Source organism: Streptomyces sp. 3214.6 (genome assembly GCF_900129855.1).
GTDB classification, from domain to species: Bacteria; Actinomycetota; Actinomycetes; order Streptomycetales; family Streptomycetaceae; genus Streptomyces; species Streptomyces soliscabiei.
This window is the reverse complement of the sequence record NZ_LT670819.1, coordinates 7,337,331-7,363,473: the sequence shown is the minus strand read 5'-3', so window position 1 is coordinate 7,363,473 and position 26,143 is coordinate 7,337,331. Positions and strand designations below refer to the sequence as shown.

General features: G+C 69.8%; 21 protein-coding genes. 7 read left to right on the top strand and 14 right to left on the bottom strand.

The window, feature by feature from the left end; all coding sequences use genetic code 11:
• Positions 1 to 78: 78 nt before the first annotated feature.
• Positions 79 to 1,299: an NYN domain-containing protein gene (locus B5557_RS33285; protein ID WP_079662936.1), complete on the bottom strand. Its 1,221-nt coding sequence runs from the start codon at positions 1,297 to 1,299 to the stop codon at positions 79 to 81.
• A gap of 223 nt (positions 1,300 to 1,522) precedes the next feature.
• On the opposite strand from B5557_RS33285, the gene B5557_RS44345 reads away from it, so the two are divergent.
• A complete protein-coding gene (locus tag B5557_RS44345; protein WP_099937555.1) occupies positions 1,523 to 1,687 on the top strand; it encodes a hypothetical protein in 165 nt (54 codons plus the stop codon).
• Positions 1,688 to 1,801: 114 nt separating this feature from the next.
• Here the strand turns inward: B5557_RS44345 and dnaE are convergent, their stop codons facing one another.
• On the bottom strand, positions 1,802 to 5,341 hold the full coding sequence (gene dnaE / locus B5557_RS33280) for a DNA polymerase III subunit alpha (protein ID WP_079662935.1): 3,540 nt from the start codon (positions 5,339 to 5,341) through the stop codon (positions 1,802 to 1,804).
• 201 nt (positions 5,342 to 5,542) lie between these two features.
• Between dnaE and B5557_RS33275 the strand changes: the two genes are divergently transcribed.
• From B5557_RS33275 to B5557_RS33260, 4 genes are all read left to right on the top strand, one after another.
• Positions 5,543 to 6,868 carry a DUF2252 domain-containing protein gene (locus tag B5557_RS33275; protein ID WP_079662934.1) on the top strand — a complete coding sequence of 442 codons (1,326 nt, stop codon included), beginning with the start codon at positions 5,543 to 5,545 and terminating at the stop codon, positions 6,866 to 6,868.
• Between the two features lie 81 nt (positions 6,869 to 6,949).
• Positions 6,950 to 7,642, top strand: coding sequence for a hypothetical protein (locus tag B5557_RS33270; protein WP_079662933.1), 693 nt, complete (start codon positions 6,950 to 6,952; stop codon positions 7,640 to 7,642).
• Between the two features lie 112 nt (positions 7,643 to 7,754).
• Positions 7,755 to 8,564, top strand: a complete 810-nt coding sequence (locus B5557_RS33265; protein WP_079662932.1) for a thioredoxin domain-containing protein — start codon at positions 7,755 to 7,757, stop codon at positions 8,562 to 8,564.
• Positions 8,565 to 8,658: 94 nt separating this feature from the next.
• On the top strand, positions 8,659 to 10,329 hold the full coding sequence (locus B5557_RS33260) for an alkaline phosphatase D family protein (protein ID WP_079662931.1): 1,671 nt from the start codon (positions 8,659 to 8,661) through the stop codon (positions 10,327 to 10,329).
• Positions 10,330 to 10,362: 33 nt separating this feature from the next.
• Here the strand turns inward: B5557_RS33260 and B5557_RS33255 are convergent, their stop codons facing one another.
• Positions 10,363 to 10,932, bottom strand: a complete 570-nt coding sequence (locus B5557_RS33255) for a dienelactone hydrolase family protein (protein ID WP_079662930.1) — start codon at positions 10,930 to 10,932, stop codon at positions 10,363 to 10,365.
• 98 nt (positions 10,933 to 11,030) lie between these two features.
• Here B5557_RS33255 and B5557_RS33250 point away from each other — a divergent pair, with 98 nt between their 5' ends.
• Positions 11,031 to 12,140 (top strand): mechanosensitive ion channel family protein, encoded by a 1,110-nt coding sequence (locus tag B5557_RS33250; RefSeq protein ID WP_079662929.1) that lies wholly within the window; start codon positions 11,031 to 11,033, stop codon positions 12,138 to 12,140.
• 106 nt (positions 12,141 to 12,246) lie between these two features.
• On the opposite strand, the gene B5557_RS33245 is transcribed toward B5557_RS33250, so the two are convergent.
• The 5 genes from B5557_RS33245 to B5557_RS33225 form a co-directional block, all read right to left on the bottom strand.
• A complete protein-coding gene (locus B5557_RS33245) occupies positions 12,247 to 13,833 on the bottom strand; it encodes a Na+/H+ antiporter (RefSeq protein WP_079662928.1) in 1,587 nt (528 codons plus the stop codon).
• A 66-nt stretch (positions 13,834 to 13,899) separates the two neighbouring features.
• Positions 13,900 to 14,373, bottom strand: coding sequence for a GNAT family N-acetyltransferase (locus B5557_RS33240; protein ID WP_079662927.1), 474 nt, complete (start codon positions 14,371 to 14,373; stop codon positions 13,900 to 13,902).
• Positions 14,370 to 15,314: an RluA family pseudouridine synthase gene (locus B5557_RS33235; RefSeq protein ID WP_079662926.1), complete on the bottom strand. Its 945-nt coding sequence runs from the start codon at positions 15,312 to 15,314 to the stop codon at positions 14,370 to 14,372. The genes B5557_RS33240 and B5557_RS33235 overlap by 4 nt, the downstream gene beginning before the upstream one ends.
• Positions 15,315 to 15,357: 43 nt before the next feature.
• Positions 15,358 to 15,954, bottom strand: a complete 597-nt coding sequence (gene lspA, locus B5557_RS33230) for a signal peptidase II (RefSeq protein WP_079662925.1) — start codon at positions 15,952 to 15,954, stop codon at positions 15,358 to 15,360.
• Positions 15,955 to 16,021: 67 nt separating this feature from the next.
• Positions 16,022 to 17,023, bottom strand: a complete 1,002-nt coding sequence (locus B5557_RS33225; RefSeq protein WP_079662924.1) for a TraR/DksA family transcriptional regulator — start codon at positions 17,021 to 17,023, stop codon at positions 16,022 to 16,024.
• A 603-nt stretch (positions 17,024 to 17,626) separates the two neighbouring features.
• Here B5557_RS33225 and ileS point away from each other — a divergent pair.
• A complete protein-coding gene (gene ileS / locus B5557_RS33215) occupies positions 17,627 to 20,773 on the top strand; it encodes an isoleucine--tRNA ligase (RefSeq protein ID WP_079662923.1) in 3,147 nt (1,048 codons plus the stop codon).
• A gap of 207 nt (positions 20,774 to 20,980) precedes the next feature.
• Here ileS and B5557_RS33210 read toward each other — a convergent pair whose 3' ends face one another.
• From B5557_RS33210 to ftsZ, 6 genes are all read right to left on the bottom strand, one after another.
• On the bottom strand, positions 20,981 to 22,243 hold the full coding sequence (locus B5557_RS33210; RefSeq protein WP_079662922.1) for a DivIVA domain-containing protein: 1,263 nt from the start codon (positions 22,241 to 22,243) through the stop codon (positions 20,981 to 20,983).
• Positions 22,244 to 22,295: 52 nt separating this feature from the next.
• Positions 22,296 to 22,580 carry a YggT family protein gene (locus tag B5557_RS33205; RefSeq protein ID WP_020129925.1) on the bottom strand — a complete coding sequence of 95 codons (285 nt, stop codon included), beginning with the start codon at positions 22,578 to 22,580 and terminating at the stop codon, positions 22,296 to 22,298.
• 74 nt (positions 22,581 to 22,654) lie between these two features.
• On the bottom strand, positions 22,655 to 23,296 hold the full coding sequence (locus B5557_RS33200; protein WP_079662921.1) for a cell division protein SepF: 642 nt from the start codon (positions 23,294 to 23,296) through the stop codon (positions 22,655 to 22,657).
• A gap of 128 nt (positions 23,297 to 23,424) precedes the next feature.
• Positions 23,425 to 24,144, bottom strand: a complete 720-nt coding sequence (locus tag B5557_RS33195; RefSeq protein ID WP_079662920.1) for a YggS family pyridoxal phosphate-dependent enzyme — start codon at positions 24,142 to 24,144, stop codon at positions 23,425 to 23,427.
• A gap of 6 nt (positions 24,145 to 24,150) precedes the next feature.
• Positions 24,151 to 24,879 (bottom strand): peptidoglycan editing factor PgeF, encoded by a 729-nt coding sequence (gene pgeF / locus B5557_RS33190; protein ID WP_079662919.1) that lies wholly within the window; start codon positions 24,877 to 24,879, stop codon positions 24,151 to 24,153.
• Positions 24,876 to 26,072 carry a cell division protein FtsZ gene (gene ftsZ, locus B5557_RS33185; protein ID WP_079662918.1) on the bottom strand — a complete coding sequence of 399 codons (1,197 nt, stop codon included), beginning with the start codon at positions 26,070 to 26,072 and terminating at the stop codon, positions 24,876 to 24,878. The genes pgeF and ftsZ overlap by 4 nt, the downstream gene beginning before the upstream one ends.
• Positions 26,073 to 26,143: the final 71 nt, after the last annotated feature.

Here is a 26,143-nt window from a genome sequence, read left to right as displayed (position 1 = left end):
CGCGCGCGTACTCACAAGGCACGAGACTACGGGGTCGGGGACCTCCGCCCGCCGTCGGGGGCGGCCCGAGTGCCCGGTTCAGTCCCCCGCCGGGGCGTGCTCGGCCGCCGTCCGTACGTCGATCTCGCGCCAGAAGCCCGCCCGGATGGCGTACCGGTCGTGTTCGTCGATCTGGTCGTCCTTGTGCGCGAGCAGTCCGAAGCGGGCCGCGTACCGCAGCAGCTCGCCGTCGATACGGTGCGGGATCCGCGGGTACATGCCCGACAGCTTCTGCAGATGGCCCTGGTCGCCGAGGCGTTCCATCCACCGGCGCGCGAAGACCTGCCCCACCTCGTAGGGGTCCCCGCCGACGGTGGTGATGTCCTCCTCGCGGTCGGCCCACCGCTGCTCCGCGGTGGTGAGCTGCGCGAGCGTCGGCATCGAGGCGACCTCGGAGGGCTCGGCGGCGACGCCGGGGCGGTCGACCCAGCCCTTGTCGGAGGACCAGCGCAGGGTCGCGGTGGTGGGGTGCTGGGCGGCCCGCTCGCCCGGTGCGCGCAGGGCCGCCAGGTCCTTGGGGGTCGGGACGCCCTTGGGGGCGGGGACGCGCTCCTGCGCGCCGTTCTGGGAGGCGCCGGCCCCGGAAGGGTGCTCGGCCTCCTCGACGGTGCGCTCGGCCGCGGGGGCGAGGCCGGAGTCGGGCAGCGGCGCGGAGAGGATCGCGGCGATCTCGGGCCGGGGCGCGGGCGGCGGGGCGCAGATCCCGCCGGTCTCCTTGGCGCGGACGGCCTTGGTGATCCACGTACGGTCCAGGACGCGCCGTTCGTCGGCCTCGGCGACGAGGTCCTCGGACTGGTTGTAGTCGCCGTCGGCGGCCTGGACGGCCCACAGGTGGACGGCGACGCCGTGCTCCTTGGCGGCCATCATGCCGGGCAGCAGGTCGCCGTCGCCGGTGACGAGGACGACGTCGGAGCAGGCGCGGTTGCGGGCCAGTTCGGTCAGCTCGGCGTGCATGGCCGCGTCGACGCCCTTCTGGGCCCAGCGGCCGTCGCTGCGGGTCAGCGCGCCCAGCCGGACCGTCACCCTGGGCATCACGCGCAGCCTGCGGTGCTCGGGCTGGGGGACGCGGTCCGGGGCGCCGTCGAACCAGTAGATGCGCAGGAGTGGCCGCTCGGTCTCGGACTCGGCCTGTTCGCGCAGGCCCTGGACGAGGGCGGCGTGATCCACGGTGATCCGGGACCGCGAGGGCTCTCCGGCAAGGAGACTGGCGGCGGCCCCCAGCAGATACCCGGCGTCCACCAGGACGATGCAGCGGTCCACACGACTCACCCTCTTTACGGGAGGTTTGCTTTGGGCTTCCTTCGAGTCTGCCCGACCTGACGGGGGTTAACGGCCCGAACTCGATCTTCGGCGTGGCGTTTCAGGTATGTGCGCTCCGACAACCCCTGTTACAGACGGTAATTATCCGAAATGCGTCGTAAGTCAGCCTATGTGAATCTGGTCCCGTCTCTGGCCCTCAGATCCCCCCAGGAGGCAGATCACCATGGCCAAGAACAAGAAGCAGGATCGTAAACAGCCGCAGTCCGAGCGTGGTCAGCAGCAGGCCCAGCAGTCCTCGATGCAGGACCAGGCCGAGCAGCGCATCTCGCAGGTGACGCCTGCCGATGTCGCCCGCAAGGGCCGGCAGAAGCGCTTCGGCCACAACTGACGTCCGCAGGGCGGGCTGTTGCAGCCCAAGCACACCGAGGGGCGCATCCGAAACCGGATGCGCCCCTCGCGCCTGAGTCGCGTCAGCCGATCAGTCCGTCGGCCGCATTGTCCGTCAGCCGGCCAGGCAGGACGGGCCGAGCAGCACCTTCAGATCGCCGAACAGCGCGGGGTCGGGCTTGACCCGGTGCCGGTCCAGGCGCAGGACGGTCGTCTTCGTCGGGCCCTGGAGCTTGATCCGGACCTCGCTGTCGCCCTTGTGGTGGGTGAGGATCTCACCGAGGCGGTTGATCATCGGCGGGGTGACCCGGGTCGCCGGGATGGTGAGGATCACGGGCGCGTTGGTGCCCGCGTTCGACAGGTCCGGCACCTGGAGCTCCATGGCGACGAGCCGCGGCACGTCCTCGCGCTTGTCGAGGCGGCCCTTGACGAAGACGACGGCGTCCTCGACGAGTTGGGTCGAGACGAGCTGGTAGGTCGCCGGGAAGAACATGCACTCGATGGAGCCCGCGAGGTCCTCGACGGTGGCGATCGCCCAGGCGTTGCCCTGCTTGGTCATCTTGCGCTGCAGGCCCGAGATGATGCCGCCGATGGTCACCACCGCGCCGTCCGCGTGCTCACCTCCGGTGAGCTGGGCGATGCCCGCGTCGGCCTTGTCGGACAGCACGTGCTCCAGGCCGAACAGCGGGTGGTCGGAGACGTACAGACCGAGCATCTCCCGCTCCTGGGCGAGCAGATACGTCTTGTCCCACTCGTCGGTGGTGAACTCGACGTCGAGTCCGAAGCCGGGCTCGCTCGTCTCCTCCTCGCCCATGCCGCCGAAGAGGTCGAACTGGCCCTCGGCCTCCTTGCGCTTGACCGCCACCACGTTGTCGATCATCGGCTCGAACTGCGCGGTGAGGCCCTTGCGGGTGTGCCCGAGGGTGTCGAACGCGCCCGCCTTGATCAGCGACTCCGTGGTGCGCTTGTTGCAGGCGACCGCCTCGACCTTGTCGAGGTAGTCGGGGAAGGAGGCGTACTTCCCCTTGGCCTTGCGGCTCCTGATGATCGACTCCACCACGTTGGTGCCGACGTTGCGCACGGCTTCGAGGCCGAAGAGGATCACGTCGTCGCCCTGGGCGGCGAAGTTGTGCACCGACTCGTTGACGTTCGGCGGGAGCACCTTGATGCCCATGCGCCGGCACTCGTTGAGATAGACGGCCGACTTGTCCTTGTCGTCCTTCACCGACGTGAGCAGTCCGGCCATGTACTCGGCGGGGTGGTTCGCCTTCAGATAGGCGGTCCAGTACGAGACCAGGCCGTACGCGGCGGAGTGCGCCTTGTTGAAGGCGTAGCCGGCGAACGGGACCAGCACGTCCCACAGGGCCTGGATGGCCTCGTCGCTGTAGCCGTTCTTCTTGGCGCCGGCCTGGAAGATGGTGAAGTTCTTCGCCAGCTCGTCGGGCTTCTTCTTGCCCATCACGCGGCGCAGGATGTCGGCCTCGCCGAGCGAGTACCCGGCGATGATCTGGGCGGCCTTCTGCACCTGCTCCTGGTAGACGATCAGGCCGTAGGTGACGGCCAGGACCTCTTCCAGGGGCTCCTCCAGCTCCTTGTGGATCGGGGTGATCTCCTGGAGCTTGTTCTTGCGGAGCGCGTAGTTGGTGTGCGAGTCCATGCCCATCGGGCCCGGACGGTAGAGCGCGGAGACGGCGGAGATGTCTTCGAAGTTGTCGGGCTTCATCAGGCGCAGCAGCGAGCGCATGGGTCCGCCGTCGAACTGGAAGACGCCGAGGGTCTCGCCGCGCTGGAGCAGTTCGAAGGTCTTCGGATCGTCGAGCGGCAGGGCCAGCAGGTCCAGGTCGATGCCCTTGTTGGACTTCACCATCTTGACGGCGTCGTCCATGATCGTCAGGTTGCGCAGGCCGAGGAAGTCCATCTTCAGCAGGCCGAGCGACTCGCACTGCGGGTAGTCCCACTGTGTGATGGTCACGCCGTCCGTGTGCCGCACCCAGATCGGGGCGTGGTCGACGATGGGCTCACTGGACATGATCACGCCGGCGGCGTGCACGCCCATCTGCCGGACCAGGCCCTCGACGCCCTTGGCGGTGTCGATGACCTTCTTGACGTCCGGCTCGTTCTCGTACATCGCGCGGATCTCGCCCGCCTCGCTGTAGCGGGGGTGCGAGGGGTCGGTGATGCCGTTGAGGTCGATGCCCTTGCCGAGGACGTCGGCGGGCATCGCCTTGGTGAGCCGGTCGCCCATGGCGTACGGGTAGCCCAGCACGCGCGCGGAGTCCTTGATCGCGTTCTTGGCCTTGATCTTGCCGTAGGTGCCGATCATGGCGACCTTGTCGGCGCCGTACTTCTCGGTGACGTACCGGATCACCTCGACGCGCCTGCGCTCGTCGAAGTCGATGTCGACATCCGGCATGGAGACGCGCTCGGGGTTGAGGAACCGCTCGAAGATCAGACCGTGCGGGATCGGGTCGAGGTCGGTGATGCCCATGGCGTACGCGACGATCGAACCGGCCGCGGAGCCTCGGCCGGGGCCGACCGCGATGCCGTTCTTCTTGGCCCACATGATGAAGTCGGCGACGACGAGGAAGTAGCCCGGGAACCCCATCTGGATGATGACGTCCATCTCGTACTCGACCTGCTTCTGCCGGTCCTCGGGGACACCGCCGGGGAAGCGGCGGTCCATGCCCCGGCGGACCTCCTCCTTGAACCAGCTGACTTCGGTGAAGCCCTCGGGGATGTCGAACTTCGGCATGAGGTTCTTCGCCTCGAACATGCCGGTGGTGTCGATCTGCTCGGCGACCAGGAGGGTGTTGGCGCAGCCCTCCTGCCAGGCGTCCGAGGAGTCGATGGCGTACATCTCGTCCGTGGACTTCAGGTAGTAGCCGGTGCCGTCGAACTTGAAGCGGTCGGGGTCGGAGAGGTTCTTGCCGGTCTGGATGCACAGCAGCGCGTCGTGCGCGGTCGCCTCGTGCGCGTACGTGTAGTGCGAGTCGTTCGTCACCAGCGGCGGGATGCCGAGCTTCTTGCCGATGTCGAGGAGGCCGTCGCGGACCCGGCGCTCGATCTCGATGCCGTGGTCCATCAGCTCCAGGAAGTAGCGGTCCTTTCCGAAGATGTCCTGGTAGTCGGAGGCCGCCTTCAGCGCCTCGTCGTACTGGCCGAGGCGCAGCCGGGTCTGGAGCTCGCCCGAGGGGCAGCCGGTGGAGGCGATGAGCCCCTCGGACCACTGGGCGATGGTCTCCTTGTCCATCCGGGGCCACTTCTGCAGCCAGCCCTCGGCGTACGCGTCCGAGGAGAGCCGGAAGAGGTTGTGCAGGCCCGTCGCGTTCGCCGCCCAGATCGTCTTGTGGGTGTAACCGCCCGAACCGGAGACGTCGTCGCGCTTCTGGTGCGGCTGGCCCCACTGGATCTTGCGCTTGTTGCGCCGCGACTCGGGGGCGACATACGCCTCGATCCCGATGATCGGGGTGACTCCGGCCTTCTTCGCGGAATGGAAGAAGTCGTACGCCCCGTGCAGGTTGCCGTGGTCGGACATGGCGATATGGGTCATGCCCATCTCGTTGCACGCGTTGAACATGTCCTTCAGCCGCGCGGCACCGTCCAGCAGCGAGTACTGGGTGTGGACGTGCAGGTGCGTGAACGGCGGCTTTGACACGGCGTGGCCTCCATGGAAAACACTCGGCGACGGGCTGGCGGACAGTCTGGGGGACAGCGTCGAAGTCTATGCCTCGGCACTGACAATCGTCGGGCACTCCCGAGTACCTTCGAGCGTTGCAAGATGGCGGACGGCCGTCCGGGGAAGACGGCACATCCGTCCCACACGTCACGCTCCACCTGTACCAGGAGGCACCCAGCGATGTCGGTTTCGCAGCCAGGCGACGAGCACCGCGGCGAGGAGATCCTCGCCGTCTTCGACACCGCGTTCGGCGAGCTCCTGGCCGCCGATCCGGCCGCGTTCCGCGTGAAGTTCCGGAAGATGGCGGCCTCGGCGTTCGCGTTCTACCGGGGCACGGCGGGCCTCTTCTACCACGACCTCGACGCGGAGAAGCGGGGCGGCCCGTTCCTGGACGAGCGCACCTCGCGCGTGTGGATCCACGGCGACCTGCACGCGGAGAACTTCGGCACGTACATGGACGCCAACGGCCGGCTGATCTTCAACGTCAACGACTTCGACGAAGCGTACGTCGGCCCCTTCACCTGGGACCTCAAGCGCCTGTCCGCCTCCCTCGCCCTCATCGGCTACGCCAAGGCGCTCGGCGACGAGCAGATCAGCGAGCTGGTGGAGGTGTACGCGGGCGCGTACCGCGAGCGCATCCACGCCCTGGCCACCGGCGCCAAGAGCGACGAGGTGCCGCCGTTCACCCTGGACACCGCCCAGGGCCCGCTGCTCGACGCGCTGCGCGACGCCCGCTCGCTGACCCGCTTCGGACTACTGGACTCCATGACGGAGATCCGTGACTTCGAGCGCCGTTTCGCGCCGGGCGGCGGCTCCATCGAGCTGGACGCGGCGACCCGCTACAAGGTCCTCGCGGCCTTCGACGGCTATCTGGAGACACTGCCGGAGACGTCGCTGGCCCGCCCGGACTCCTACCGGGTGAAGGACGTCGTCGGCCGCCGCGGCATCGGCATCGGCTCGGCCGGTCTGCCGTCGTACAACATCCTCCTTGAGGGCCACAGCGACGCCCTGGAGAACGATGTCGTGATCTACGTCAAGCAGGCCCAGACCCCGGCCGTCTCCCGGCACATCACCGACCCTGCGATCCGCGGCTACTTCCAGCACGAGGGGCACCGCACGGTGATCTCCCAGCGCGCCCTGCAGGCGCACGCGGACCCCTGGCTGGGCTGGACCGAGCTGGACGGCGCGGGGCAGCTGGTCGCCGAGGTGTCGCCGTACGCGGTCGACCTGGACTGGGGCGACATCGACGACCCGGAGGAGATCGCGGGCGTCGTCGCCGACCTGGGCCGCGCCACGGCCACGATGCACGCGGCGGCGGACGACACCTCCGGCGAGTCCCTGGTGCCGTTCTCCACGGAGCGGGCCATCGACGCGGCGATCGCGGCCGACGAGGAGGGCTTCGCGCCCCTGCTGAAAGACTTCGCGCACGCCTACGGGGCACGCGCGCGTGCCGACCACCAGATCTTCGTCGACCTGTTCCGCAACGGCCGGATTCCCGGCCTCTGACAACAGCTCTCTAACAGTCCGCGTTCTCACAGGCATCCTTTAGGGGTCTCTTACCGGAGCGCGTGACACACTTCCTCCGCTATGGACATATCCGGGACCCGCCTCAGAGCCGTACGCGCGGCGCTGTTCACGGCACTCGTCGTGACGCTCAGCACCGCGTCGCACGTGCTGCTGTCGCGGGCTCCGCTGCCGCTCAACACGGTGGCCGCCGTCACGGCCGTCGTGTTCGTGCTCGCGTACGCCCTCGCGGGCCGCGAGTGCGGCTTCGGGCGGATCGCCGCCCTGCTGATCCCGCTGGAGCTGGCGGCCGACACCGTCTTCACCACCGGCCAGCACGTCTGCTACGGCCGGGCCGGCGGCCCGGTCGCCGGCCCGCTGGCCTCGGTCGGCTGGGACGTGCTGTGCGGCAACGGCACGCCCGTCGGCAGCCCGCTGGCCCAGGTCACCGGCACCGACACCGACAAGCTCGGCGCTCTTCTCGCCCACGCCGACCCGGCGACCGCGTGGCTGCTGCTCGCCGCGCACGTCACCGTCGGCCTGATCGCGGCCGCCTGGCTGCGCCGGGGCGAGCGCGCGCTGGCGCAGCTGCTGCGGGCGGCGACCGCGGCCACCTTCCGCCCGCTGCTGCTGGCCGTGGCCGCGGTGACCGTACGACGCGCCCCGGCGGCCCGCCGCCTGCCGCGACCCACGCGCCGTGCGACCACCGTCCGCGAGCGGATCCTCGTGCACTCCCTGGGACGGCGTGGACCGCCGTGCTCGGCCGCCGCGCTCTGAGGCGGACCCTCCGTCCGACCAGGGCCGCGCACCTGAGCACCTGAGCTCCCCACCAGCAGTCCCCACCCACACTTCCGCGCACTGCCTGTGCGCGTCCCCTTTGGAGAACACCATGAGCAAGCGGAACAGCGCGGCGGCGAAGACGGCGGCCCGCGAGCGGCTGCGCATCGAGCGCGAGCGCGAGGCCAAGCGCGCCAAGGTCAGGCGGCAGATCATCGTCGCCTGCTCGGCCGTCGGCGTCCTGGCCGCGGCCGGCGGCATAGGCTACGCCGTCGTCCAGGCCAACAAGCCCAGCTACTGGGACGAGGCGAAGGACGCCAAGGTGGTCGCCCCCGCCAACACGACGGGCACCGACGGCACCACCGTGGTCATCGGCAAGAGCACCGCGAAGAAGACCCTCAAGATCTACGAGGACCCGCGCTGCCCCGTGTGCGCGCAGTTCGAGCAGACCGTCGGCGCGACGGTGAAGAAGGACATCGACGACGGCAAGTTCAAGTTCCAGTACGTCGGCGCCACGTTCATCGACAACAAGGACAACGGCGAGGGCTCCAAGAACGCGCTGAGCGCCCTGGGCGCCGCGCTGAACGTCAGCCCCGAGGCGTTCCTCGAGTACAAGACGGCGCTGTACTCGGCGAAGTGGCACCCGGACGAGTCGAGCGACGAGTTCAAGGACGACGCCTACCTCATCAAGGTCGCGAACACCGTCACCGCGCTGAAGAACAACACCAAGTTCCAGGACGCGGTCAAGAAGGGCACCTACGACGCCTGGGCGATGGCCATGTCGAAGACCTTCAACACGAACAAGGAGGGCGTGGACGGCACGCCGGGCTTCGTCATGGACGGCAAGAAACTCAACAACGGCACCCCGCTGCTGACGGTGGCCGACTTCGACAGGGTGGTGGGTGAGGCCCTCAAGGGCTGACGCCGACGGGGAACCCGGCCGCCGCGTGAAGAGCGGGCGAACTTTTTCGAGTTCGCCCGCTCCCGGCACATACCGATCAGTAACCTGATCGGTCGTGACCAGTCGATACAGATCACCCGAGGCGCCCCAGGGCCCCAACTCCCTTTCGCCCCGCCGCCGTACGGTCGTCAAGGCCGCGGCGGCGACCGCTGTTCTGGCTGGCCCGCTCGCCGCCGCACTCCCGGCCCACGCCGCCGCGGACACTCCGGCCTTCCTGCACGGCCTCGCCTCCGGCGACCCGCTGCCCGACGGCGTGCTGCTGTGGACCCGCGTGACGCCCACCGCCGAGGCGATACCCGGCTCCGGGCTCGGCCCCGACACCGAGGTGAGCTGGGTCGTCGCCAAGGACAAGGCGCTGACGAACATCGTGGCCAAGGGCTCCACCACCGCCTCGGCCGCGACCGACCACACCGTCAAGGCCGACATCCGGGGCCTCGCGCCCGCGACCGACTACTACTTCCGCTTCTCGGCCGGCGGCGCCGACTCCCCGGTGGCGCGCACCCGCACCGCGCCGGCGGCGGACGCGGCCGTGCCCGGCCTGCGCTTCGGCGTGGTCTCCTGCGCCAACTGGGAGGCCGGCTACTTCTCCTCGTACCGCCACCTCGCGGCCCGCGGCGACCTGGACGCCTGGCTGCACCTCGGCGACTACATCTACGAGTACGGCACCGGCCAGTACGGCGCCCGCGGCGCCGTCGTCCGGCAGACGGCGCCCACGCACGAGATCCTCACGCTCGCCGACTACCGCACCCGGCACGGCACGTACAAGACGGACCCGGACCTTCAGGCCCTGCACGCCAAGGCGCCGGTCGTCGCGATCTGGGACGACCACGAGTTCGCCAACGACGCCTGGTCGGGCGGCGCGGAGAACCACACCGAGGGCGCCGAGGGCGCCTGGGCGGCCCGTCAGGCGGCCGCAAAGCAGGCCTACTTCGAGTGGATGCCGGTCCGCCCGGCCCTCGCCGGCACCACCTACCGGCGGCTGCGTTTCGGCAAGCTCGCCGACCTGTCCCTGCTGGACCTGCGGTCGTTCCGCTCGCAGCAGGTCAAGGTCGGCAACGGCACCGTCGACGACCCGGACCGCACGATCACCGGCCGCGCCCAGCTCGACTGGCTGAAGGCCGGGTTGAAGGCGTCCGACACCACCTGGCGGCTGGTCGGCAACTCGGTGATGATCTCGCCGTTTGCCATCGGCTCGCTCTCCGCCGACCTGCTCAAGCCGCTCGCCAAGCTGCTCGGGCTGCCGCAGGAGGGCCTGGCCCTCAACACCGACCAGTGGGACGGCTACACCGACGACCGCCGCGAACTCCTCGCCCATCTACGCTCGAACGCCATCGGCAACACCGTCTTCCTGACCGGTGACATCCACATGGCGTGGGCCAACGACGTGCCGGTGGACGCGGGCACCTACCCCCTGTCGGCGTCGGCCGCCACGGAGTTCGTGGTCACCTCGGTGACCTCCGACAACCTCGACGACATCGTCAAGGTCCCCGAGGGCACCCTCACGGCGCTGGCCTCGCCGATCATCCGGGCCGCCAACCGGCACGTCCACTTCGTGGACACCGACCGGCACGGCTACGGCGTCCTGGACATCACCGCCGAGCGCGCGCAGATGGACTACTACGTCCTGTCCGACCGCACGAAAGCAGACGCGACCTCGGCCTGGGCCCGTTCGTACCGCACACGCACCGGCACACAGAAGGTCGAGCGCACTTACGAGCCGGTGTAGGGGTGTGGCCCGCCGCCCCGGTGCGGCGGGCCGCTACAGCGAGTCGAGGAAGCCGAGCGCCACCCGCCAGGTGGCCTCGGCGGCCTCCTCGTCGTAGTCGGGCAGGTCGGGGTCGGTGTACAGATGCCCGGCGCCCGCGTACCGGTAGATCTCCACATCGGCGCCTGCTCTGCCCATCTGCAGATACCAGGCGCTCAGCCAGTCGTCCGTCTCGAACTGGTCCGGCTCCGCGACATGCAGCTGCACCGGCAGGTCGTCCACCGAGACGTTCGGCGCGAGGTCCGAGGTGCCGTGCAGGAGCAGCAGGCCCCGCGCCTTGTCGTCGCCGAGGGCGAGGGTCTGCGCGATCGACGCGCCCAGCGAGAACCCCGCGTACACGAGCCCGCGCTCCGAATAGGGCGCGGCGGCCAGGACGGCTCTCTTCAACAGCTCGTCCTTGCCGATCTCCTCGTTGTGGGCCATGCCCTCCTCGACCGTGTCGAACGTGCGCCCCTCGAAGAGGTCCGGCGTCCACACCTCGTGCCCGGCGGCACGCAGCCGGTCCGCCGCCGCGCGCACCGCGGGCCGAAGGCCATAGGTCGAGTGAAAGAGCATGATGTTCATGCGCCCATGGTGCCAGCCTGCACTGACAACGCCGTGCGTGCGCCTCTTCACACAAGTCGCATGTTCAAGGTCCCGCCCGTCCGGTTACGTTCGAAGGCATGGAGAACCTGCTCCGCCCCGTGATCGTGGTCGGCGGTTCGGTCGTACTGACAGTCCTCATCGGCTGGGCCACCGACCGTCTGCTGTCCAAGGCCGACCTGCGCCACCCCGAGACCCCGATGTGGGGTCTGCTGCGCCGTGGCCGCATCCCGTACCAGCTCGTGCTGTGCGCGGCGATGCTGAGAGGGTCCTACGACGCCGCGCAGATGCTTCAGGACCATCGGACCGGCATCGGCCAGGCCCTCACCCTGGTGCTGATCGGCTCGGCGGCGTGGCTGGTGATCCGGATCGCGGCGGCGATCGTGGAGACGTCGTACTCGCGCTATGCACGCATGCACCGCGATCCCGCACGGGTGCGACGGGTGCGGACCCAGGTGTCGCTGATCATGCGGGTGGTGGCGGCCGTCGTCGGCGTGGTGGCCGTGGCCGCGATGCTGCTGACGTTCCCCGCCATGCGCGCCGCGGGCGCCTCGCTGCTGGCCTCGGCCGGCATCCTCGGCATCGTCGCCGGTGTGGCCGCGCAGTCGACGCTGAGCAACATGTTCGCCGGGCTGCAGATCGCCTTCGGCGACATGGTGCGCATCGGCGACACCGTGGTGGTGGACGGCGAGTGGGGCACGGTGGAGGAGATCACCCTGACCTTCCTGACCGTCCGCACCTGGGACGAGCGCCGGATCACCATGCCGGTGTCGTACTTCACCTCGAAGCCGTTCGAGAACTGGTCGCGCGGCACCCCGCAGATGACCGGCATCGTCTACTTCCACGTCGACCACACGGCGCCGATCGACTCGATGCGCGAGAAGCTGCGCGACATCCTGCGCGAGTGTCCCGCCTGGGACGGCCGCGCCTGCGGCCTGGACGTCACCGACACCACCCCGAACACGATGCAGGTGCGGGCCCTGGTCACGGCGAAGGACGCCGACGACATCTGGACGGTGCGGGTCACGGTCCGCGAGCAGATGGTCCGCTGGCTGGCCAGGGAGCACCCCTACGCGCTCCCCAGGGTCAACACGGCCGACGCGACGCCACCGCCGGGCGGACGCCTCCCGGCCCAGTCCCCCTCCCGGGACGGTGCCGCCTCCCCGGACGGGGCTGTCCGCCACGGGTGAGGCGAGCCGGTCCGTCGCCGCACTGGGCGCCGCCGTCGACCGGTGGCGCGGCTCGGGGACCGGGGCTCGCGAACCGCGGATCGAGGACCGGGACCGGGGACCGGGATCACCGCAGGCTGCGGACGTCCAGATGCCGCAGCACCCGGTCCACGATCTCCGGATCCGCGCCCGGCTCGCTGCGCGCCGCCACCACCTCGTGCCGCGCCGCGCTCAGCATCTCCCCCTGGATCCGCCGCACCCGCTTCAGCCGCCGCACCCGGTGCTCGTGCGCCTCCCGCCGCTCGTCCTCCCCGACGTCCGGGCTGATCCGCAACCCGATGTCGAAGGCCCGCCGCAGCATCTGCTCGGACAACTCCTCCGACAGATCCTCCTCGGCCTCGATCTCCCGCAGCCGCCGCTTCGCCGCCTTCGCGGCCCGCACCGCGAGCTCCTTCTCGAACTCCTTCTCGTGGTCGGCGTCCGACTGCACATCGAGCCGCTTGACCAGCCACGGCAGGGTCAGCCCCTGCAGGATCAGCGTCGCCATGATCACGCCGAACGCGATGAAGACGATCTCGTCCCGGTCGGGAAAGGCGCCCCCGTCCTCGGTCTTCAGCGGAACGGCCAGCGCCAGCGCCACCGACGCCACCCCGCGCATCCCGGACCACCACATGACGACGGTCTCCCGCCAGCTCATCGGAATGTCCTCGTCGTGGTCCCGCCGGGCGTGCAGCCGCTTCGTCAGCCAGGTGGCCGGCATCAGCCACAGCAGCCGTACGACGACGACCACGGCCACGATCACCCCCGCCCAGCCCAGCATCTCCTCCCAGCGCCCGGACGCCGTGCGGATCGCGTTGTGCAGCTCCAGGCCGATCAGGCCGAACGCGACGCCCGTGACGAGGGTGTCGATGATGTCCCAGAAGGTGTGACCGGCCAGCCGGGTCAGCACGTCGTCGGGGTCGGTGGCGTACTCCGCGAGGAACATCGCGGTGGTCAGCACGGCCAGCACCCCGGACCCGTGGAACTCCTCCGCCAGCACGTACGAGGCGTACGGCACCAGCAGCGTCAGCCCGATCTGCAGGGTCGTGTCGCCGAGCACGTCCAGCAGCCTGTTCGCGCCCCACCCGAGCGCGACACCCACCGCCACCGCCACCACGGCGGACAGCACCAGGTCGAGCCCGGCCCGCCACGGTGAGAACGTCCCGCTCACGGCCACGGCGATCGCGACGTGGTACAGCACGATGGCCGTCACATCGTTGAACAGCCCCTCGCCCTCCAGGATGGACACCAGCCGGCGGGGCAGCCCGAGCTGTCCGGCCACGGCGGTGGCGGCGACGGGGTCGGGCGGTGCGACCAGCGCCCCGAGCGCGACGGCCGCGGCGACCGGCAGCCCCGGCACGATCGCGTGGGCCACGGCCGCCACGCACACCGTCGTGACGAACACCAGCGCCACGGCGAGCAGGATGATCGGCCGCACGTTCGCCGCGAACTGCCGCCAGGAGGTCCGCCGTACCGCCGCGTACAGCAGGGGCGGCAGCAGAAGGGGCAGGATGAGGTCCGGCGGGATGTTCACGTTGGGCACGAAGTCGAGCACCGCGAGAACGATCCCGAGCAACGTCATCAGCACCGGCGCGGGCAGCCCCAGCCGGTCGCCGACCGGGACGCTCACCACGGCCCCGAGCAACAGGATGAACAACAGGGCCAACTGATCCACGGTCAGGCTCCGGGGTCTAGACGATCAAGAGCATCCAGACCTCAAGCGTCGCACGGCCACCGGGGGCTACAGCGAACGCCGCATTGACCTGTGCGCGATCCCCGCCTCCAGGTCCTCCGGCCCGTACGCCACGTACCCCAGCCGCTCGTAGAAGCCCAGTGCGTGCGTCTGCGCGTGCAGGTCCACGGCCGTGAGCCCACGCGCGCGTGCCGCTTCCTCGATGGCCCGCACCAGCGCCACCCCCACGCCCAGCCCGCGCGCCTCGCTCGTCACGGCGAGCCGCCCCAGCGAGCCCACCGACGGATCGCCGCCGGTCCTGGCCGCGGCCGCCTCGCCGTACAGCAGCCGCCCGGTCCCGAGCGGCAGGCCGTCCTCCCCCACCGCGAGCACATGCACGGCGCCGGCGTCATGCGCGTCGTACTCCAGGTCCTCCGGCACGCCCTGCTCGCCGACGAAGACCTCCTTGCGCACCGCGAAACACGCCTCGCGGTCGGCGGGGTCCTCGGCGACACGCACCGTGTACGCGCGCGGGGCGCTCATCCGTAGGTCTCCTCGCGAACCTGGTCCAGAGCCTTCCGCAGATCCTCGGGGTAGTCGCTGGCGAACTCCGCCCACTCCCCGTCCCCGGGGTGCTCGAAGCCCAGCCGGACGGCGTGCAGCCACTGCCGGGTCAGCCCCAGCCGCTTGCCGAGCGTCGGGTCGGCGCCGTATGTGAGATCCCCGACGCAGGGGTGGCGGTGGGCGGCCATGTGGACGCGGATCTGGTGTGTACGGCCCGTCTCCAGCTTCACGTCCAGCAGGGAGGCCGCGCGGAACGCCTCGATCAGGTCGTAGTGCGTGACGGAGGGCTTGCCCTCGGCCGTGACCGCCCACTTGTAGTCGTGCTGGGGGTGCCGGCCGATGGGCGCGTCGATCGTGCCGCTCGTCGGGTCCGGGTGGCCCTGGACGAGTGTGTGGTAGCGCTTGTCGACCGTGCGCTCCTTGAACTGGCGCTTCAGTGACGTGTACGCCCGCTCCGACTTGGCGACCACCATCAGACCGGACGTGCCGACGTCCAGGCGGTGCACGATGCCCTGGCGCTCGGCGGCGCCGGAGGTGGAGATGCGGTAGCCGGCCGCGGCGAGCCCGCCGATGACGGTCGGCCCGCTCCAGCCCGGCGACGGGTGCGCGGCCACGCCGACCGGCTTGACGATCACCACCACGTCCTCGTCGTCGTGCACGATCTCCATGCCCTCGACCGGCTCGGCCACGATCTGCACGGGCGCGGGGGCCTGCGGCATCTCGACCTCCAGCCAGGCCCCGCCGCTCACCCGCTCGGACTTGCCGACCACCGAGCCGTCGACCGAGACCTTCCCCGCCGCGGCGAGCTCAGCGGCCTTGGTGCGGGAGAAGCCGAACATGCGGGAGATGGCGGCGTCGACGCGCTCGCCCTCCAGGCCGTCCGGCACGGGCAGGGTACGGATCTCGGGAATCGTGCTCACCCGTCGAGTATGCCGGACGGGTCGGACACCCCCGAACGCGCGCTCAGTCCTTGTGGACGGTGCCGTCCGGGTCCAGCCCCTTGAAGGACAGCAGCACGATCAGGATGCCGCCGCACACGATCGCCGAGTCGGCGAGGTTGAAGACCGCGAAGTGCTTCGGTGCGATGAAGTCCACGACCGCGCCCTCGAAGACTCCCGGCGCACGGAAGATCCGGTCGGTGAGGTTGCCCAGCGCGCCGCCCAGCAGCAGGCCCAGCGCGATCGCCCAGGGCAGGCTGTAGAGCTTGCGGGCGAGCCGGGCGATCACCACGATCACGGCCGCGGCGATCACCGTGAAGATGATGGTGAAGGCCTCCCCGAAGCCGAAGGCCGCGCCCGCGTTGCGGATGGCCTCGAACTTCAGCCAGTCCCCGACGATCTCGATCGGCGCGTGGTGCTCCAGCTTGGCGACCACGATCATCTTGCTGACCAGGTCGAGTACGTACGCGAACGTGGCCACGGCGAAGAGCACGGCGATCCGGCGCTTGCCCCTGGGCCGTGCCTCGGTGCTCTCCTGCTCGCCCGGGCCGGACGACTGCTCCGGCTCGGACCCCGCCTCTGGGGTGTCCGGCGTACCGATGACGCGCTCCGCCTCTGCCACGTGAGTCCCTCAACTTAGGTACCTGACTGAGGACGAGGGTACGGCACGCCCCCCGACAGTCAGGAGATCAGTACCGGCGCTCTTGCTTCTGCTTGCACTCGACGCACAGCGTGGCCCGCGGGAAGGCCTGCATCCGGGCCTTGCCGATGGGTTTGCCGCAGTTCTCGCACAGCCCGTAGGTACCGGCGTCCAGCCGTTCCAGGGCGTGCTCGGTCTGGATCAGCATCTCGCGCGCGTTGGCGGCCAGCGCCAGTTCGTGCTCGCGGGTGATGTTCTTCGTCCCGGTGTCCGCCTGGTCGTCGCCGGCGCCGTCTCCCGAGTCCCTCATCAGCCCCGCCAGGGCCGTCTCGGACGAGGCGAGCTCCGCCCGCAGCCGCGCCTGCTCGGACTCGAGGTCCGCGCGGGCCTCCTCGACCTCCTGAAGCGTCCACGGCTCCTCGCCGGGGCGCACCGCGAGCTCGCCCGGCTCCACCGCGGCGAGGCGTGCCTTGGGGACGGCGGTCTTCGCCGCCGTGGCCGTACCCGGAGTCTTCTTCGCAACCACTGTCGTGGCTCCCGTCTGCTCCGCGGCCGAGGCCGCGCCCACCTTCTTGGCCGTGCTCTTCCTGCCCGCGCTCGCCGCGGCCACGCCCTTGGCGCCACCGATCTTCTTGGCGGCCGTCTTCTGGGCGGCCGTCTTGTCGGCAGCCGTCTTGTCGGCGGTGGCCTTCTTCGCGGCCGGCTTCTTCGCAGTCGCCTTCTTCGCGGACGTCTTCTCGGCGGCAGCCTTCTTCGCGGCCGCCTTCCCGACCGGCCTCGCCCTCCCGACGGGTTCCGCCGCCTTCTCCACAGGTCTTCGGTCCGCCGCCTTCTTGGCCACGGCCTTCTTGACCACCGACTTCTTGACCACCGCCTTCTTCGCGGTCGTCTTCTCGGGTGCCGCCTTCTTCGTCCCCGTGACGGCGGACGACCGCACCGTCTTCACAGCCTTGGCGTCCTTGGCGTCCTTGGCGTCCTTGGCCGCGCCGCCGGAGGCACCCCTGGACCTGCCGGACGCCGACTGCTGTACGGCGGTCTTCTTCGCCACCATGGCCGCGGCCCCTTCACATATTGTGATCTTGCACGCGAATCGTGCTGGGACGATAAATCGACTTGGAGCCCGCGGCAACGGGGCACACCGCCCGATTCGCCCACCTCGCGCACGCCACACGGCAAGCCTGCATGCGTTGTGCCCAGCTCCCCGCCGGGTAATCCGCCGAGCCGGGCATCCCGGAATGCGAACACGCATACCTCCACATTCAGCCACCATTCGGGGCATACCGGACCTGCCCGCGCCTCGCGCCCGACGGCCCCGTAAACCGGTCGGCCGCTGTCGTCGGGGAGCCGTACACTGGGCGGAGCGAAAAGCGTGGATGGGGACGAGTAGCGGCGTACGCAGCCCAGAGCGACCCGGGGACGGTGGAAGCCCGGGGGCGAGCGCGACGTGAAGATCACCCCGGAGCCGCCGGAAGAAGACCCTCCCCGGGTTGGTAGAACCGGCATCGCGACCCCAATGAGGGGGCTCACCGGCGCGTAGAGCGCACCGGAGGGCCAAGGAGGGTGGTACCGCGGGAGCGCGCCGCACAGGGCGTAGACAGACAAGAAGGCTCTCGTCCCTCCGACGGAAGGCAGTACGTCCGCCGGAGGAAGATCGATGACGCAGTACCGCCAGGTGCCCGCCCAGGTCGACCTGCCCGCCCTCGAGCACGCGGTGCTCGACTTCTGGCGCGAGCAGAAGATCTTTGCCAAGAGCCTGGAGCAGTCCGAGGGCCGCCCCGAGTGGGTGTTCTACGAGGGCCCGCCCACCGCCAACGGCATGCCCGGCGCCCACCACATCGAGGCACGCGTCTTCAAGGACGTCTTCCCCCGCTTCCGCACCATGCGCGGCTACCACGTGGCCCGCAAGGCCGGCTGGGACTGCCACGGTCTCCCGGTGGAGCTGGCGGTCGAGAAGGAGCTCGGCTTCAGCGGCAAGAAGGACATCGAGGCCTACGGCATCGCCGACTTCAACGCCAAGTGCCGCGAGTCCGTGCTCCGCCACACCGACGCCTTCTCCGAGCTGACGACCCGCATGGGTTACTGGGTCGACCTCGACGACGCCTACGTCACGATGGACCCCGCGTACATCGAGTCGGTCTGGTGGTCGCTCAAGGAGATCTTCGGCAAGGGCCTGCTGGTCCAGGACTACCGCGTCGCCCCCTGGTGCCCGCGCTGCGGCACCGGCCTCTCCGACCACGAGCTGGCCCAGGGCTACGAGACGGTCGTCGACCCCTCCGTGTACGTCCGTTTCCCCCTCACCTCCGGTCCGCTCGCCGGTGAAGCCGCCCTCCTGGTGTGGACGACGACCCCCTGGACACTCGTCTCCAACACGGCCGTGGCCGCGCATCCCGACGTGACCTACGTCGTAGCGACCGACGGCGAGGAGAAGCTCGTCGTCGCCGAGCCGCTTCTCGCCAAGGCGCTCGGCGAAGGCTGGGAGACCACCGGCCAGACCTTCACCGGCGCCGAAATGGAGCGCTGGTCCTACCAACGTCCGTTCGAGCTCGTGGAGTTCCCGGCCGACGTCGAAACGCACTACGTGGTCAACGCCGAGTACGTCACCACCGAGGACGGCACGGGTCTGGTCCACCAGTCCCCCGCCTTCGGTGAGGACGACCTCAAGGTCTGCCGCTCCTACGGCCTGCCCGTGGTGAACCCGGTCCGCCCGGACGGCACCTTCGAGGAGTCCGTACCGCTGGTCGGCGGCGTCTTCTTCAAGAAGGCGGACGAACAGCTCACCGAGGACCTTCAGCAGCGCGGCCTCCTCTTCAGGCACATCCCGTACGAGCACAGCTACCCGCACTGCTGGCGCTGCCACACCGCGCTCCTCTACTACGCGCAGCCGTCCTGGTACATCCGCACCACGGCCGTCAAGGACCGCCTCCTCCAGGAGAACGAGAAGACCAACTGGTTCCCGGACACGGTCAAGCACGGCCGGTACGGCGACTGGCTGAACAACAACATCGACTGGGCGCTCTCCCGCAACCGCTACTGGGGCACCCCGCTGCCGATCTGGCGCTGCGAGGACGACCACCTCACAGTCATCGGCTCGCGCGCGGAGCTCACCGAACTGACCGGCGCCGACCAGTCGCAGCTGGACCCGCACCGCCCGTTCATCGACGCGGTCACCTTCGCGTGCCCCCAGGACGGCTGCGGGCGCACGGCCACGCGCGTGCCGGAGGTCATCGACGCCTGGTACGACTCGGGTTCCATGCCGTTCGCGCAGTGGGGTTACCCGTACAAGAACAAGGAACTGTTCGAGTCCCGCTACCCGGCGCAGTTCATCTCCGAGGCCATTGACCAGACCCGCGGCTGGTTCTACACGCTGATGGCGGTCGGCACCCTGGTCTTCGACAAGTCGTCGTACGAGAACGTCGTCTGCCTCGGCCACATCCTCGCCGAGGACGGCCGCAAGATGTCCAAGCACCTGGGCAACACCCTTGAGCCGATCCCGCTGATGGATCAGCACGGTGCCGACGCGGTCCGCTGGTTCATGGCGGCCGGCGGCTCGCCCTGGGCGGCCCGCCGGGTGGGCCACGGCACCATCCAGGAGGTCGTCCGCAAGACGCTCCTCACCTACTGGAACACGGTCGCCTTCCAGGCCCTGTACGCCCGCACGTCCGGCTGGGCGCCCAGTGAGGCCGACCCGGCCCCGGCGGAGCGGCCCGTCCTGGACCGCTGGCTGCTGTCCGAACTCCACGCCCTCACCGACCAGGTGACGCAGGCTCTGGAGAGCTACGACACCCAGCGCGCCGGCAAGCTGCTCTCGGCGTTCGTCGACGACCTGTCCAACTGGTACGTGCGCCGCTCCCGTCGCCGCTTCTGGCAGGGCGACAAGGCCGCGCTGCGCACTCTGCACGAGGTCGTCGAGACGGTCACCAAGCTGATGGCCCCGCTGACGCCGTTCATCACCGAGCGGGTCTGGCAGGACCTGATCGTGCCGGTCACCCCGGGCGCCCCGGAGTCAGTGCACCTGGCCTCCTGGCCGGAGGCGGACCTGACGGCGATCGACCCGGAGCTGTCGAAGCAGATGGTTCTGGTACGGCGGCTCGTGGAGCTCGGCCGCGCCACGCGCGCGGAATCGGGCGTGAAGACGCGCCAGCCGCTGTCCCGGGCGCTCATCGCGGCCACCGGCTTCGACGCCCTCTCCCCCGAGCTGCACACGCAGATCACGGAGGAGCTGAACGTCGAGTCCCTGGCGTCCCTGTCGGAGGTGGGCGGCAGCCTGGTGGACACCACCGCCAAGGCCAACTTCCGGGCCCTGGGCAAGCGGTTCGGCGGCAAGCGCGTGCAGGACGTGGCCAAGGCCGTCGCGAACGCCGACGCGGCCGCGCTGTCCCTCGCCCTGCGCGAGGGCACGGCGTCCGTGGACGTCGACGGCGAGACCGTCGCCCTCGCCCCCGACGAGGTGATCATCACGGAGACCCCGCGCGAGGGCTGGTCGGTCGCCTCCGACTCCGGTGCCACGGTCGCCCTGGACCTGGAGATCACCGAGGAGCTGCGCCGGGCCGGCCTGGCCCGTGACGCGATCCGGCTGATCCAGGAGGCCCGCAAGAACAGCGGCCTCGACGTCGCCGACCGCATCGCGCTGCGCTGGACCGCGACGGACCCGGCGACCGTCGACGCGCTGGCCGGTCACTCGGCCCTGATCGCCGACGAGGTCCTCGCCACGGACTTCGCCCAGGGCGAGGCCGACGATGCCTACGGCACCCCGTTCACCGACGAGAGCCTGACGCTGACGTTCCGCCTGCGCAAGGCATAACGGCGACGAGAAGGGCCCGGTCCCCTGGGGACCGGGCCCTTCGACATCTCAGGCCCACATCTGCATCTCAGGCCCACATCTGCGGTCCACATCGCCGGTGACTTCGTCAACATCGTCAACACGCGTAAAAAGGGCGGGACCCCGGAGTCGAAAATCCGGGGTCCCGCCCTTTGAACGCTGCCGACGCCTAAGGCGTACTACTGGCCGTCAGTTGTCGTCCTCGTCGATGAGGAAGCCGCGCATCGGCGAGGGAGCCTGGCCCATCGGGGAGGGGCCCTGCGGCCGCACCGGCGCCATCGGCTGCGTCATGGCCGGGGACATCTGCTGCTGGCCGCCGTAGGACGGAGCGGCCGGGCTCGGCGCGCCCATGCCCGGGTTGCCGCCGTAGGACGGGGCGCTCGCGCCGGCCGGAGCCATCGAGGGCGCCGGGGACGGCGGCAGGGAGGCCGTGGCCGGAGTGCGCGGCGGGGCGAGCGAGTCGTCCGCCTGGGTCTCCAGCTGACGCAGCTGCGACTCGAGGTAGGACTTCAGCCGCGTGCGGTACTCGCGCTCGAAGCCACGCAGGTCCTCGACCTTGCGCTCCAGCGTCGCGCGGGCGGACTCCAGGGAGCCCATGGCAACGCGGTGCTTCTCCTGCGCGTCCCGCTCCAGGGCGTCGGCCTTGGCACGGGCGTCACGCTCGAGACCCTCGGCACGCGAACGCGCCTCGCCGACGATCTTGTTGGCTTCGGAGCGGGCCTCGGCGATCGCCTGGTCGGCGGTCTGCTGAGCCAGCGAGAGGACACGGGCAGCACTGTCGCCACCGGGGCCCTGACCGGGGCCGCCCATAGGACCGCCCATGGGGCCGCCCATCGGACCACCCATCTGCTGCTGCATGGGGGGCTGGCCGCCCATCGGACCCTGACCCATGGGGCCCTGGCCCATCGGACCCTGACCCATCGGACCGGGACCCTGGGGACCACCCTGACCACCGCCGGGACCGGCGGGCAGCTGCGGGGCACCGCTCGGCAGCTGGGGCGGGCCACCCATGGGGCCACCCATCTGCTGCTGCGGCGGGCCCGATATGCCGGCGGGCACCGGGCCGCCGGGACCTCGCATGCCCTGCTGCGGCATCCCCTGCGGAGGCATCCCCTGCTGGGGCATGCCCTGCTGCTGCATACCGCCCTGCTGCATGCCGCCTTGCTGCATGCCCTGCTGCTGCATGCCGCCCTGCTGCATGCCACCCTGCTGCTGCATGCCGCCCTGCTGCTGGTCCTGCTCCGGAGGCTTGCGCATGTTCTGCTGGTTCTGGGCAGCAGCACGCGTCGCCGCGGCCAGTTTGGCGCGCAGGTCCTCGTTCTCCCGGAGCAAGCGGGTCAGTTCGGCTTCGACCTCGTCGAGGAAGGCATCGACCTCGTCCTCGTCATAGCCTTCTCGGAGGCGGACGGTCGTGAACTGCTTGTTCCGCACGTCCTCGGGGGTCAACGGCATCTCTTCACCTCAACGTAGTCGTCGGCATCGGCAAGACGGTAGTTCACATCGCTCACAGCCGGCTCACGATCGAGATCAGGATGTAGACGATGATCATCAGTACGAAGAAGGACAGGTCGAGCGCCACGCCCCCGAGACGCAACGGCGGGATTACCCGCCGCAGAAGCTTGAGCGGTGGATCGGTGACAGTGTAGGTGGCCTCCAGAACGACCACCATCGCCTTGCCGGGCTGCCATGAGCGGGCGAACTGAAAGACGTAGTCCATGACCAACCGGAAGATGAGCACGATGAGGAAGACCATCAGCGCGATGTAGACGACATCCAGGACCACGCTCATGTTCGGTGCTTCCCTCTCCCCTGTTCCGTGCTGCTGATCTGTACTGCTCTGTACTGCTTTTCCGGTCTTGCGTCTCAGCTCTGGTTGAAGAACCCGCCCTCTGCGATGCGGGCCTTGTCCTCCGCCGTGACATCGACGTTAGCAGGCGACAACAGGAACACCTTCTGCGTCACCCGCTCGATGCTGCCGTGAAGACCAAACACCAAACCAGCCGCAAAGTCGACAAGTCGCTTCGCGTCTGTGTCATCCATCTCAGTCAGATTCATGATCACCGGGGTGCCCTCACGGAAGTGTTCCCCGATGGTACGGGCCTCGTTGTAGGTCCGGGGGTGAAGTGTGGTGATCCGGTACGGCTCTCGTTCCGACACGACCTTGGGCATGATCACCGGTGCGTTCTTCTCCAGGGACTGACGTTCTTGTGTGATGGATGCCACGGGCGCGATCCGCGCCGGACGCCCGGATTCCGCGGCGAGCGAAGCCGACCGGGCCACCGGCTCACGGGGTGCGGGCGGCTGCACGATTCGCACCTCTTCGTCCCTTTGGGACTGATGTGCACCATGGGACTGGTGGGCCGGCTCGTGCCGCCGGTGGTCCCGCTCGGGCTCGGGATCGAGCTCGGGTTCGAAGTCGTCGTCGGGATCGAATCCCCGGCCGTCGTACCCATCGTCCTCCACGAGGCCGAGGTAGACCGCCATCTTGCGCATCGCGCCGGCCATGCTCTGAGTCCTCCGCTCTGTGGTGGATCGACTTCCGACTGCCAAGTCCCGCGATCCACGTGGCCGTTATACCCGCCTTTCGGCGGTAATGACCATATTTTCTGCTGTGGTCCGACTTCCTGGCGACGTTACCCGAGCCTGGGGCGGACTCCGAGTACCGCGGTGCCTACGCGTACATGTGTCGCTCCGGCCGCCACGGCCTCCTCGAGGTCCGCACTCATCCCTGCCGACACCATGTTCGCAGCCGGATGGGCTCGGCGCAGGTCAGTCGACAAATCCATCAACCGCCCGAACGCCGCTCGTTGGCGCCCCGCGTACTCCCCGGTCAGGGGTGCGACGGTCATCAGTCCGTCGAGCCGCAGCCCCGGGGAGCCGGCGACCAGAGCGGCCAACTCCTCGACGCCGCCGGGGGCCACACCACCCCGCTCACCCCGCTCGCTGTCCCCGGCGTCGAGGGCCACCTGGATCAGGCAGCCCACCTCGCGCGCGGCGCGCACGGCCTCCTTCGACAGGGCCGTCACCAGCCTGGCGCGGTCGACGGACTGCACGACATCCGCGTAACCGACCACGGATCGCACCTTGTTGGTCTGCAACTGGCCGACGAAGTGCCACTGAAGGGGCAGGTTCGAGCAGTCGGCGGCCTTGGGCGCCGCGTCCTGGTCCTTGTTCTCGGCGACATGGCGCACGCCGAGTTCCGACAGGATCCGCACATCGCTCGCCGGGTAGGTCTTGGTGACCACGATCAGGGTCACCTCCTCCCGCCTCCGCCCGGCGGCCGCGCACGCGGCAGCGATGCGTTCCTCCACCTTCGCCAGATTTCCGGCGAGTTCGTCCTTACGGTCCGTCATGTCCGATCAGTCCAGCCAGACATATCCCGCGAGTCGCCCCGTGGTGCTCTCGCGGCGGTACGAGAAGTGGTCCTCCGACTCCCGGGTGCACACCGGCGACCGCTCCCGGTCGTGCACTCCGAGCCGGTCGAGCTGCGCATGCACTCCGGCGGTGACGTCGACGGCGGGGGTGCCCCAGCTCGTCTCGGCGTGCGCCGCCGGCTCCACGGCGGCCACCTCGGCGCGCATCGTCTCCGGCACCTCGTAGCACCGGCCGCAGACGGCGGGTCCGGTGCGGGCGACGATCCGGGCGGGGTCGGCGCCGAGCGACTCCATCGCGTCGATCGCGGCGGGCACGATCCCCTTGACCATGCCGGGCCGCCCGGCGTGTGCGGCCGCGACCACCCCGGCGACGGGGTCGGCGAGCAGGACGGGCACACAGTCCGCCGTCAGCACGGCGAGGGCGAGTCCGCGGGTCGCGGTCACCAGGCCGTCGACCGGCGGGGTGAGCGGGGTGGTCCACGGTCCGTCGACCTCGGCGACGTCGATGCCGTGCACCTGGTTCATCCAGACGACCAGGCCGGGGTCCAGGCCCAGCGACTTGGCCGCCAGTTCACGATTGGTGCGTACGGCCTCGGCGTCGTCGCCCACCGCTCCGCCGAGGTTGAGCTCCGCATACGGAGCGGCGCTCACCCCGCCCCACCGGTCGGTGAAGGCGAAGTGCGCGCCGCTCACGCTCTCGCGCTGTCCTATCACTTCAGGAAGTCCGGGACGTCCAGTTCCTCGGCGGCGCTGTCCGAGTAGGTCCGCGACGGCGGCACCGGCGGGGAGACCGGGAGGTCGGCCACCGGCTCGGGCGCCGGCTCCGGCTCCTCCTTGGGCGTCACGCTGCCGAGCGAACCGAAGGACGGCCGGCTCTCGGGCTGCCGTACCGGAGTGGGATCGTCGCGGCGGGCAGAGGCCGACGAGGAGCCCATGACGGTCTCCCGGCGGGCCGGGGGCTGGCCCCCGTCGAAGCCGGCCGCGATGACGGTGACCCGGACCTCGTCGCCCAACGCGTCGTCGATGACCGCGCCGAAGATGATGTTGGCCTCGGGGTGGGCGGCCTCGCTGACCAGCTGGGCGGCCTCGTTGATCTCGAACAGGCCGAGGTCGGAGCCGCCGGAGATGGAGAGCAGGACGCCCCGGGCGCCGTCGATGGAGGCCTCCAGGAGCGGCGAGGAGATCGCCATCTCGGCGGCGGCCACCGCGCGGTCGTCGCCGCGGGCCGAGCCGATGCCCATGAGGGCGGAACCCGCCTCGGACATGACCGACTTGACGTCGGCGAAGTCGAGGTTGATCAGACCGGGGGTGGTGATCAGGTCGGTGATGCCCTGGACGCCGGAGAGCAGGACCTGGTCGGCCGACTTGAAGGCGTCCAGGACCGAGACCTGGCGGTCCGAGATGGACAGCAGCCGGTCGTTGGGGATGACGATGAGGGTGTCGACCTCTTCGCGGAGTTCGGCGATGCCGTCCTCGGCCTGGTTGGCGCGGCGCCGGCCCTCGAAGGTGAACGGGCGGGTGACCACGCCGATGGTGAGGGCGCCCAGGGAGCGGGCGATGTTGGCCACGACGGGCGCGCCGCCGGTGCCGGTGCCGCCGCCTTCACCGGCCGTCACGAAGACCATGTCGGCCCCCTTGAGGACCTCCTCGATCTCCTCGCGGTGGTCCTCGGCGGCCTTGCGGCCGACGGCCGGGTTGGCGCCGGCGCCGAGTCCGCGGGTCAGTTCGCGGCCGACGTCGAGTTTGACGTCGGCGTCGCTCATCAACAGCGCCTGCGCGTCGGTGTTGATGGCGATGAACTCGACGCCCTTGAGACCGACCTCGATCATCCGGTTGATGGCATTGACACCACCGCCGCCGACACCGATGACTTTGATGACTGCGAGGTAGTTCTGCGGTGCTGCCACGTCGAAGGCCTCTCGCCTCGAGTTACGTGTCGTCGCCTCACAGGTGATGCGATCCGACGACTGATGCCGAA